This is a genomic window from Atribacteraceae bacterium (assembly GCA_035477455.1).
GTDB lineage: Bacteria > Atribacterota > Atribacteria > Atribacterales > Atribacteraceae > DATIKP01.
The window spans coordinates 1-11739 of the sequence record DATIKP010000091.1 but is presented as its reverse complement, the minus strand read 5'-3'; the positions used below and the strand labels follow the sequence as shown (position 1 = coordinate 11739).

The following is an 11739-nucleotide window of genomic DNA, read 5'->3' as shown; positions in this document are numbered from 1 at the left end:
GTACACTGGAAAACCGGGTTGATTGCCAAAAAGCGGTTCCAAAAAAAGTTCTCCTGGTATAGCACGTTCTCGTTTAGTGTTTGACCAGGCAAAAAGAGATTCAATTCCATCGGAATATTGTTCTGGGATACCAGACTGGCGCTGACTTGACCAATTGTTGAAAAAGGCTGACTCGGCTCGACTAATCAAGTCTACCAATTGGGAAGCGGACTTTTGATTCTTTGGACGATAGAGAGTCTCGATAGCGTCCCACACAACGGTGAGCGGGTCTTTTAGCGGATCCTGAAGAAAATTTCCGATACACCAAAGGTTTAACTCGGTACCCGGGTTAAGGAGTGGGCCGAGATAAATTTCGCAAGCCCTTCCTCCGTCCCGGTAGAGTTTTTTCAAATGATCGGCTGCGTAATAAAAGTAGGGTAAAAACCAGCGGAGACGTTTCCAATGCTGGGGAGGGTAAATCCAGAAACCTCCCGAAGTGCCGTAATCACAGGGGAGATTTTCAACGAACTTGGTTCGATGCTCCTCGGCCACAAATTGGCCGTGGTTGCCACCATCGATTAATACATCGATCCATTCCCCAAGTTCATAAAGAGAAGAAAACTCTTCAGGAGCAAAGGTATCTCCCCAAGGAAGGTATCCCGAGGTATTGACCAGCAGAAATTTATCGGGCAACTTGGATCGGATATATTCAGCAGTTTCCCGATTGAGGCGATTGAAATAAACGACATCGGTTTCCTTGGAACACAGCGCACATCGACATCTCCCCTGATCTGCCACCTCGAGATGGAATCCGTCAAAATTAAAGGTATTAGTAACGAAATCAACGACCTTCCTCATATATTGTTGAGATTCCTCTCGAGAACCACACATCGCTTGCGGACTGGTTCCTCGCACCGCGGGATTGTTCTTGATAATCGAGTCGAATCCCCAACTGTACACACCAAGTCCGTAGATAACCTCTAGATTGTTATCGTGAGCGTTCTTGACAAGCCTTTGGACGGCCCTTATTCGATCCTCCGAGACGACATCGTGAACTTTTTCGGGCCAGTCATGATTGGTGAGAAAGCCAAAGATATCCACTGCGGTAAATCCAATTTTCTTCAGGAACTGCATCATTCCCCGGAAATCGTCTTGGGTTTGTTGGTCGATGCAAATGCAGGGCCAATTGTCTTGTGTAAGAGGATCATTCCGAAAATCATTGATCCAAACTCCAAAACCGATTCGATGTTGGAATTGCTTACTTGCAGCCATTCTTTCTTCTCAGCCCTTTTCTATTCAAAATATTTTCTTTCCATCTCTATGAAGGGAACTTATACCCGGTGGCTCATGATTTTTTGGTCGAAGGACGGAGAGAGGGGTTCCAGGCCCTGATCGGTGACCAGGTAACCGGTCTCGAACCGCACGCCGTTGACCTCCGGAACCGAAAAAACACTGACGTCGATGCACACAGTCATACCGGGCTTCAATACATCGTTACTTCCCGGGCCGAAAAAGGGAGCCTCCGCTTCCATCAATCCCACCGTATGGGCGAAAGGGCAGACCAGGTACCGGGAATAGCCCTTCTTTTCCATGAATTCACGGACCGGGGCATCGATTTCCTTGCCGACGGCGCCGACCCGCAGGGCATTGCGGGTGATGCGGTAGGCTTCGATCATATCGTTGATGACCTGGCGTTGAACGCTTGAGTAAGCCTCCCCCACCACGTAGGTGAAACCGGCCGAACCCGCATAGCCATTCACCCGGGGGCTGATCCCCAGGATCACGGTTTCCCCCCGCGCGAGGGTTTTTTCCTCCGACGCAGTGGGGACCACCCCGTTGGTCCGGATACCGCTGGCCACGATGGTTTTGAAGGCGAACCAGTTGGCTCCCAGCGACCGGGCTTTGCCTTCTCCCGCCCCGGCGATTTCGGTTTCACGCACTCCTTCCTTTACCAGGGCTTCCATGAGCTGAAAGGACTCGGCGCACAGGGTAAAGGCCCGTTTGAGCTGAGCGACCTCCCACGGCGATTTGACCTTCCGGAACTCTTCATAGGCGTTGGTCAGGTTAACCAGCTCGATTCCCTGCAGATCTTTCCTGAGTAACTCGTACACCCCGTAAGGCATTTTATCCAGGCCCACCACCCCGATCCGCTGATTCCCCCCTTTCAGGCCGATTTCCCCGAATACTTCGGCGAAAGAGGAGATATAGGCGTTGGGGTACTCTTCTTCAGGGACCATGAAGACGGGGATATTTCTGGTTTTTTTGATGCCGGAATCATTCAGGGCAAAGGGTTCGGATTCCGGACCGCCCAGGATCATCGGCTCCCCTACGCTGGGAACCAGGAGCATGCCGCTTTCAAACTGCGGGCACCAGCCGGACAGATACCAGCCGTTGGCGATGTTCAATTCGTCATAATATACCAGAGTACCGGGCAGATTATTGGACTGGATGAGGGTGCGCACTTTTGCCAAGCGATTCTGTGCTTCTGTGGCGGGAAGAGACATTTGATCACCTCGTTTCAGGGATTTTTATACTCTGCTCCCAATCTTTTTCAAGCCCGGTCGTCCATTTGACCCGGGAGGGAAGGTGAGAGATTCCTGCAGGATTCTCTGGGTACAAGGAGGGGTGAAACCTCGATGCGCCGGGTCGGAGAGGGGACGGTTTCTTTCATGTGCTCCAGGAGCAACCGGGCGGCCAGGTTCCCCATTTCCTGGCTGGGAATGCGCATAGTGGTTAGCGGCGGGCTGAGGAACGACGCAACCCCGATGTCGTCAAAACCAAAAAGTGAAACGTCTTCGGGAGCCCGGACTCCCAACGCTTTTGCCTTCTTCAGAACGCCGATGGCCATCTCGTCGTTGGTAAAAACAGCAGTGGGCACAGGAAGGAGGGAGAACAACCGGTCCGCACCCTGGAAGCCGCTATGGGCGCTGAAGTCGTTCCCGTACACGATGTGAGTGGAGTTCACCTGGATCCCCCTGTTTTCGTGGACTTTACGATAACCGTATTCCAGGGCCCGGGAAAAATAGTGGGTTTTAGGTCCGAGAATCAATCCGATGCGGGAATGTCCCAAGTCGAAAAGGTACTCCATTGCTTCAACAGAACCTCGTTTGTAATCACAAAGCACACAATCCACCCCTGACGGAGCAAGGGCATCGACCACCACAAAAATAAAATCGTTGGTTTGGAGGTAGCGGAGAAGCCCGCCACCCCCTTCTCCAATCAAGATAATGTATCGTAGGCTGTCTTCCGCCAGAAAGGGCGGAAGGTCGCAGAGTGCTCCGTTTTCCCGGGAAGGCATCGAAGACAGAACAATGTTGATCCGGTTATCGAACATGGTTTTTTCAATCCCGGATATGATGCTGGAAAAGAAAGAGTGATCGGACCGGACAAATTGACCGAACAACACTCCCACATACTGGTTGGTATTGGAAAAGACGGTCTTACCTCGCGCCAGACTACGAGCGGTTGTATTGGGAAAATACTGCAGTCTCTCGATCGCTTTCCACACCCGCTGTCTGATTTCGTCCCGCACAAAATCCGAGTTATTGATTACCCGGGAAACGGACGCAATGCTGGTGTTCGCTTCCCGGGCGACATCTTGCAAGGTCGGCTTCAGCTTATTGGTTTGTCCGGTTACTTTCACCGTTGACTCCAATACGCAGCCATACCGGCGGCACTGTAAAATTCAGCGTCTCTCCCGCGCAGCAAATCGATCAACCGCCCTAATTCCTGCAGAGCATAGAATCCACAGTTGCGAATAATGAAGGGGCTGGGTTCAACGCTGGCTTCCCCGAAGTCAAAGCGGGAGGGCATTTCAATGAATTCCCAGGGGTGAAAATAAAAACAGAGGACCGGTGTGACATTCCGACTGGTCGCAAGAGCAATAAAGTTATCAATATGACTGATCAGAACATCGGCTCCTGCCGTGCGAAAAATCGGCCATTGGTCCCGGTTTCTTCCCCAGGGATCCTTGCGGGGGAGACTGAGGTCCGCAAAGTTGGGAATTTCGAGTATTTTCAAATCTCCTTCTTGCGTCCAATCAGTCGCTGAGGGGTGATAGGGAGCTATCCTTTCCTCGAAATAATACATAGGGTAGGTAGCGTCAGCGACATAACCAAGCTCTTCCAGGGAATTCACCATCGTGGTGCTTCCCCACAGGCGGGGGGCCCGGAAAGAAACCGGCGAACTCCCAATCACCTCGCTGATCATGCTTGTTGCCCGGCGGAGACGATTGGGCACCTCTTCCGGGAGGACCGGTTTGACCAGAGGAATGTCGAAGAGCGGATCCCCGATTGTCTCGTGATGAATCGTATGGCAGCCGACCTCGAAACCCCTTTTCATGACTTCTCGTGTGAGAGCCGGAAACTTTTGAGCCGCTTCAGCGACAAAGAAGAAGGTTGCCGGGACGGATTTTTTCCCGAAAAGTTCGAGCAAAAGAGGGAGCCCGTTTTCAAGTCCTGAATAAAAAGGGGTGAAGCTTCCAACATCGGTTTCAGTATCGATACCGATAACCACCCGTGGTTTATCCATAGCGTCTCCCTTTCTCAGTCGTGAATAATGTCCTGGGAAAACGGAATATTTACGTAAACGCTTACAGCGTAACATTGACTTCTAATGATGTCAAGAAAGCTATTGTCAAATGTTGTGCATGACCCTCCTTTCATTTTGAAGTAAGAAATGTAGATATGGGTATCACTGAAATAGAGGAACCCCCGCAGCCATGGTAGAGAAACCTGCCAGAGTCAGTTTAAGGTAGATGTAGCTTTGCCGATAGTATGAGCCAGCGAATCGAACCATATGGCGTACCCAAGGGCAAAACCCGTATTGGAAAATCTCAGACTATCAAAAAACCCAAGGAGCGTCGTATGGTTCGATTCTGTCTGGTCAGGTATTTTGAGAGGAATCGTTCAAACCAAGGGATATTTCGTGGTTGAGTATGAGGTCCTATAATCCGGGAGCCTTCCAAAGATACTCCAGAAGACCACGGTTGCCCAGTTCCAGCACTTCTCGATAGACGGATTTCCAGTGCGTGAATAATTCGCGGTACCGTTGGTGGCGTTCCTGGTTCGGCTCCACTTCCCGCTCCCAGCGGACGATGGTGCGGGCGGTTTCCGCGAAACCACCATATACCCCCAAGCCCTTCAAGACGCACATGGCCGCGCCGAGCGCCGTCGCCTCTTTCACTTCCGGGATTCTAAGACGAGCCCCGGTGACGTCTGTCACAATCTGGGGCCAGAGAATGCCCCGGGACGCTCCGCCGCAAAAGGTGGCTTCTTCACACATTTGTCCGGTCAATTCCTCGAGGATGAGGGCGTGACCGTACGCCACATAGGCGGCGTTCTCCAGGAGTGAGCGGTAGCACTCTTTTTTCCCCGAGGTTTCCGGAGAAAATATGTCAAAACCCAGAAAAGAAGGGGTAGCGTGTTTCATGGTGCGGGCGTTCATGATATCGGAGAAGGTGGCGATGATCCCATGGGAGCCCGGCGGAACAGTGGCTGCTTCCCGCTCCAGGAATTCATAGGCGCTGATTCCCAGTTTTTCGGCTTCCGCCATTTCATGCTGACAAAACGCGTCCCGGAACCAGCGAACAGCCATTCCGTTGAGAAAACCGAACCCCTCGGTCATCCAGAATCCGGGCAGGATATGGCAGTGGGTTCGCAGGCGGATTTTCGGGTCGATCAAAGGAGCAGGGGTGATCATGGTGGTCTGCCAGAAGGACCCTCCCACCACGGTATAGGCATAGGGATCGGTCGTGCCCACCCCCAGGCAGGCCAGCATGGTGTCCCCCCCGCTGGTGTACACTGGAGTCCCGGCCAGGAGGCCTGTTTCCGCCGCGGCTTCGCTCGTCACTTCCCCAACCAGGGTACCGGATTCGTAGACCGGGGGGAAAACCGACAGATCCATGTCACAGACCGCGACGCTCCGGGGTGACCAGGACCGTTTCTGCAGGCTGAAAAGCCCGGAGCTCGATCCCAGGGAGGGTGTCGTGGTGTACTCTCCGGTCAGCTTGTAAACCACCCAGTCTCCCAGCATGGTCAGATGGCGGGCCCGGTGAAAGATATCCGGTTGCTTTTTGCGGATCCAGACCAGGCGGGGCATGGCGTGAATGGCAAACCAGTCTCCTCCCTCCTGAAAGACCTTTTCCCCTACTCCCTGCTCGATCAGTTCCCTCCCCTCCTCTCCCGCTCGGGCATCGGTGTTGGGACAGCCCCAGATTTCCCGTCCCCTGAGGTCATATAAAACGAACCCTTCCCGCATGCTGGTTCCGGTCACCCCGGCGATCTCTTCCGGCCGGATCCCGGAACATTTCAGCGCATCCCGCAGACACTCTTTCAGGAGAAGCCAACTGGCGCGGGTGTCAAAATCCCGGGAACCCGGATACTGAGGGAGAGTCTGCGGAGTCCATTCCCGGTGACATTCCGCCAGTTCTCTCCCCTGAAAATCAAAAATCAAGCAACGTCCACTGCCGGTGCCCACATCAAAAACCACCACATAACGCCGGTCACGCATCATTTCCTCCATCGTCGAACATCCCATTCAATCCAAAAGTTTTTTCATGGTTCCTTCATCGGTTATGAGGACATTCACCAGCCTGCCCGCCAGCGCCCCCTGGATGGCCTTGAACTTTTCCGTCCCTCCCGCTACCCCGATGACCAACGGAATGCGCTGCAATTCGCTCAATTCGAGCGAGATACAACGCTCATCGGCCGGGGAAGGGACCAGCCGGCCTTTTTGGTCATAAAAATGACCACAGATATTGCCGACCGCCCCGCCTCGGGCCAGAATTCGCATTTCTGCCTCGTGGATGTCTCCGGTATCGAGTAATGTCGAGGTCGGCGTGGTTCCTCCAATGCCGACCAGGGCCATATCAGCCTTCCGGCCGATGTCCAGAGGCAGGAGGACCGAATTTTCCTGGCAGATGGCGTCCCTGGTCATCCGGTCCCGGGCAAAGGCCGGAGCCAGCAGATAAATAACGTCCCCATCGAAACAAGCGGCGATACGCCGGGCCAGTTCGATAGCCATGACTTCCCCTTTCAGTTTGCCATAGCCACCCATGATCTGCACTACCCGTAGACCCGGCACCTGACGAGGAGCCAGGTATCGGGTCATTTCAAAAAGGGTTTTTCCGTAGGATATCCCCAGGGTCATGTACGGTTCGACCCGGGAACGCAGATAGGACGCCGCCACCTGGGCGATGCGCTTCTGGATTACCTTTTCGTCATTACTGAAGATTCTGGCTAAGCGGACTTCCTTCAGGGCATAGCGCTTCTTCAGCTCTTCTTCTCTCAGTTCCAGGTCGGTCTCGGGCTCCATCACCCGCACCTGGACAATCCCGTCTTCCCGGGCCCGGCTGAGCAAGCGCCACACTTTCTGCCGGCTGATCCCCAACACCGATCCGATCGCATCCTGCGTCAATTCCTCATAATAATACAGGCGGGCGACCTCGATCGTCAGTTCCCTTTCCGTTTTTGGATCGCTCCGTTCAGAACCACCACCGTCCGGAATTTGACCGATTCCCATCTCTAATGTCCTCTCCCCCAAAATACCACACCATTTGACTCAGATATCACCCATCCGGCCTTGCTTTTTTGATACGGTCCGCACCAACCCCGGTAGTTGGTGAGGCCCGGCCTCCGGGAAACGAATCTGGACAGATCTGTTTTTCACCGGCGATTCAACAGTTTTTTAACCGCTCCGGCGATGGTGTCCGGCTGCGGTACCAGGGCTTGCTCCAGGTTCGGATTGTAGGGAACCGGCATATCGAGACCGCCCAATCTCATGACCGGAGCATCCAATTCATCGAACAGCTCTTCCCCGATAAAGGCAGCGATTTCCGCCCCAAAACCTCCGGTGCGCGGCGCTTCGTAGACTACCACCGCTTTATGGGTCCGCTTAATCGATTCGGCGATCGCCTCCGTATCCAGCGGGCGAAGGGTCCGCAGATCCAGCACCTCGGCATCGATCCCCTGATCAGCCAGCAAGTCGGCCGCCTGCAAACATTTCACAGTCTGCAGGGCATAGGCGAGCAAGGTCACGTCACGGCCCGAACGCCTGATTTTTGCCTTTCCCAGGGGAACCGTGTAGGGTTTATCCGGAACGGCGCTCTTCATCGGATAAAGCAGCTTATGTTCAAAAAAGAGCACCGGATTGTCGTCGAGGAGGGAGGCGTGCAGTAGCCCCTTGGCATCATAGGCTGTCGCGGGCATCACAACTTTCAACCCCGGCACGTGGGCATACCAGGCTTCCTGACTCTGGGAATGCTGGGCGGCGGCTCCCGTCCCGCAGCCGATGGGAGCCCGTAACACCATAGGCACCGTCGCTTTTCCTCCGAACATAAAACGGATTTTGGCGGCCTGGTTGACCAGTTGATCCATGCCGATTCCGATAAAATCGGAAAACTGAATTTCCACCACCGGTCGGGAACCGACCAGCGCCGCGCCCGCTCCGGCCCCGATCATGGCCGCTTCCGAAATTGGCGTATCGATCACCCGCGCCCGGCCGAATTCCTCGATCAATCCCAGGGTAACCGCGAACGCCCCACCGTAGATTCCGATGTCCTGTCCCAACAGAAATACCCGCTCATCAGCGCGCAACGCCTCCCGCAACGCCTCCCGGACAGCCTCCCGAAAAGTGATTTCCCGTTCAGGCATAGACCATCTTCCTCGCTTCCTCGAGGGTCGGTTCGGGGCTTTCCAGGCCAAAAACAATCGCTTCGGCGATATCCTGTTCCACCTGACTTTCGATGTCCTCCAGTTTTTTCACCGGTACTCCGTCATTCTCCGCAAGATATCCCTTGAACCGTTTGATCGGGCAACGGGCCTTCCAACTTTCGATCTCTTCCTTGGTCCGGTACACGTTTTTATCGCTCTTGGAATGCCCTTTGAAGCGGTAGGTCTTGGCTTCAATCAGGGTCGGTCCCTTGCCTTGCCGGGCTCGCTCCACGGATTCCGCCACCACCTCGTAGACCGCCAGGACATCGTTCCCGTCCACGGTCACCCCGGGTATTCCGTAAGCGCCGGAGCGTTCGGATATATCGGCGATGGCCAAGGCGTTTTTGACCGGATTGGACATGGCATAGTGATTGTTTTCACAAATAAAGACCACCGGAACCTTTAAAATCGCCGCCATATTGATCGCCTCATGAAAGTTGCCGGTATTGGACGCCCCATCACCGAAAAAACCGAGCACCACTTTCCCGTTCTTCTGAAGCTTACAACCCAAGGCCGCCCCCATGGCGATTGGAATCCCGCCGCCAACCACCCCGTTAGCTCCCAGGTTTCCCTGCTCGACATCGGCGATGTGCATCGACCCGCCTACCCCGTGACAATACCCGGTATCTTTGGCCATAATCTCGGCCATCATTTTCTTGACATCAGCCCCCTTGGCGATGCAGTGCCCATGACCACGGTGGGTCGAGGTGATGTAGTCATCAGGCTGAAGCGCCGCACACGCCCCCACCGCCACCGCTTCCTCGCCGACATAGAGGTGGAAGGTTCCAAACACCTTTCCCTCCATGTACAACTCCTCCGCTTGTTCTTCGAAGTGTCGAATAAGAAGCATTTTACGCAACATATCCAATTTATTTTCGACTGACAACACGTAACGTTCCTCCCCATCTGAAAAAAGTGCCCAATGACGAGTAAACGAGGAAACCCCTCTTATCGTTTCCTCCTTTTTTATCCCCCGCCGCCACCGGCCAGGCCGGCCGGATGATTCCTCTAATATACAATCATTCCCCCCCACCTCTTCCTCCTAAGGCCTGAGAATCACCTTGATCGCTTGACGGTTCAGGGTCAGGGCGAATCCCTCCTGCCATTCCTCCAGGCTCAACCGATGAGTGACCAGGGTTTGCAACGGGAAACGATCGGCGCTTAAGATAGCGATGGCTTTGTCCCAACTCGATTTTTTCTGAGTGCGGGATCCGCTGATGATGAGCTCTGAAGCGAAGAGGAACCGGTCGAAATCAAGCTCGACCGGACGGTGGAGAATGCCCATCTGTAAAAAGAGTCCTCGTTTTTTCAATACTGCGAGACCGGCATAGACCGCCCCCAGCGCACCGGAACATTCGAATACAGCATCGACTCCATAATCACCAAATGTTTCATTGACGAATTGTTTTAATTCTACCTCATCGCTATTGACCAGGTGTCCGATACCCCCCCGGAGGGCGACTTCCATCCGCATACGGTCTTCCGATTTACCGACCAGTACCACCCCAGCCCCCTGCCTGGCGGCCAGCCATCCTACCAGGATTCCCAAAGGACCCGGCCCGAGTACGCAGACCGTCTGTCCTGCCCGGATCGCCGCCTGCTCGACTGCCCCGTGCACCGCGCAGGCAAAGGGTTCCAACAGAGCCCCTTCTTCGTAGCTCAGAGTATCGGGTAAACGGTGGGCGGTGTGCTGCGGAATGATCACATACTCGGCAAAAACCCCATCGGCCCGGGATCCCAAGCCCTTGCGATCCGGACAGAGGTTAAAATGACCTCCCAGGCAATAGGGACAACGGCCGCAATGATAGACCGTGGTTTCGGAGGATACCCGGTCGCCAACCTCAAACCCGACAACCTCCTCCCCTCGTTCCACTACCACACCGCTAAATTCATGACCGAGGATCACCGGCGGCTCCAGGGAAGCGATACCATGAACGTCCGTCCCGCAGACGCCGGCAGCTTCGACCCGGACCTTCAATTCCATCGCGCCCGGTGTAGGCTCGGGAACCTCCCTGAGTTGGAGACTCTCCTTGTGTTTTGAACCTTGTACAAGCGCCTTCATGTCTACTTCCCTCTCTATCATCTATGGATTAGTGCCTGGCTGTGCCTTTTCTCTTCACCGGCACGGTCAAATGCTCGTGGTCATTTTTCTCACAAAACACCAAACTTGTCAAGAAGCTGAAACACTGAGCGTTGAACGCTCAACTTTTTCCAAAATCATCGGAATCCGTCAGGTCGCAAACGCCGATTTTTCTTTCGGTCTTTTCCCGGTAGACCGTGAGAGCCCGCTCGATGATCCGGATCGACTCCACAAGGCGTTCCTGGTTCAGGACATAGGCAATCCGCACCTCGTCTACCCCTTTTCCCGGCGTCGAATAAAACCCGTTGGCCGGGGCAACCATCACCGTTTTCCCCTGATAGGCGAACTCCGATAAGAGAAAAATCGCAAAGCGCTCCGCGTCGTCAACCGGGAGTCGGACCATCAGGTAAAAGGCGCCCTCCGGTACGTGCAACTCAACCCCATCGATGGCTTGTAAACCTGCCGTCAGAGTGTCCCGCCGTAAGCGATACTCGGCCCGGATGGGATGAAAATAGGAAGGATCCATCCGGTAGGCCGCTTCCGCCGCCCGCTGCTCCACCGTCGGGGAAGAGAGGCGGGCCTGGGCGAACTTATGCACGGCGCTGAGTACTTCCTCGTTGGCCGTGGCCAGAAAACCGACTCGCGCTCCGCAGGACGAAAAACGCTTGGAAATGGAATCGGTGAGGATCGCCTGGTGCTTGATTTCCGGAAAATCAAAGACTGACGAGAAACTCACCGACGGATCGTAGATGAATTCCCGGTACACTTCATCGGAAATGAGAAAGATACCTTTTGCGAGGGCGATTTCAGCCAGCGTTTCCATCTCCTGCCGGCTATAGATTACCCCGGTGGGATTCCCCGGGGAAGAATAGAGGATCGCTCGTGTTTTCCCGGTAATATATCGGGATATCACCTCCCGGGAGGGAAGATGAAAACTCTCATCAATCGTGGTAGGGAGGGGAACGATTT

Annotated in this window: 10 protein-coding genes; all 10 read right to left on the bottom strand. The window is 54.4% G+C overall.

The genetic code is table 11. The features are described from left to right. Window positions 1-1251, bottom strand: a 1251-nt coding sequence (locus tag VLH40_05615) for a hypothetical protein (protein ID HSV31486.1), incomplete at its 3' end; no start/stop codon positions are given. Between the two features lie 59 nt (window positions 1252-1310). Next, window positions 1311-2483 carry a Xaa-Pro peptidase family protein gene (locus VLH40_05610; protein ID HSV31485.1) on the bottom strand — a complete coding sequence of 391 codons (1173 nt, stop codon included), beginning with the start codon at window positions 2481-2483 and terminating at the stop codon, window positions 1311-1313. A 47-nt stretch (window positions 2484-2530) separates the two neighbouring features. Beyond that, window positions 2531-3622 carry a LacI family DNA-binding transcriptional regulator gene (locus VLH40_05605; protein ID HSV31484.1) on the bottom strand — a complete coding sequence of 364 codons (1092 nt, stop codon included), beginning with the start codon at window positions 3620-3622 and terminating at the stop codon, window positions 2531-2533. Then, complete coding sequence (locus VLH40_05600; GenBank protein HSV31483.1) at window positions 3619-4509, bottom strand: polysaccharide deacetylase family protein; 891 nt, start codon at window positions 4507-4509, stop codon at window positions 3619-3621. Before VLH40_05600 ends, VLH40_05605 begins: the two co-directional genes overlap by 4 nt. A gap of 414 nt (window positions 4510-4923) precedes the next feature. Then, a complete protein-coding gene (gene lsrK / locus VLH40_05595; GenBank protein HSV31482.1) occupies window positions 4924-6501 on the bottom strand; it encodes an autoinducer-2 kinase in 1578 nt (525 codons plus the stop codon). Window positions 6502-6516: 15 nt separating this feature from the next. Beyond that, the gene (locus VLH40_05590) at window positions 6517-7500 is read right to left on the bottom strand and encodes a sugar-binding transcriptional regulator (protein ID HSV31481.1); all 984 of its coding nucleotides are present in this window, start codon (window positions 7498-7500) and stop codon (window positions 6517-6519) included. Between the two features lie 143 nt (window positions 7501-7643). After that, window positions 7644-8630, bottom strand: coding sequence for an alpha-ketoacid dehydrogenase subunit beta (locus VLH40_05585; protein HSV31480.1), 987 nt, complete (start codon window positions 8628-8630; stop codon window positions 7644-7646). After that, window positions 8623-9579, bottom strand: coding sequence for a thiamine pyrophosphate-dependent dehydrogenase E1 component subunit alpha (locus VLH40_05580; GenBank protein HSV31479.1), 957 nt, complete (start codon window positions 9577-9579; stop codon window positions 8623-8625). The genes VLH40_05585 and VLH40_05580 overlap by 8 nt, the downstream gene beginning before the upstream one ends. A 153-nt stretch (window positions 9580-9732) precedes the next feature. Next, window positions 9733-10752 carry an alcohol dehydrogenase catalytic domain-containing protein gene (locus tag VLH40_05575; protein HSV31478.1) on the bottom strand — a complete coding sequence of 340 codons (1020 nt, stop codon included), beginning with the start codon at window positions 10750-10752 and terminating at the stop codon, window positions 9733-9735. 139 nt (window positions 10753-10891) lie between these two features. Then, window positions 10892-11739: aminotransferase class I/II-fold pyridoxal phosphate-dependent enzyme (locus VLH40_05570; protein ID HSV31477.1), on the bottom strand; the 848-nt coding region annotated here is incomplete at its 5' end.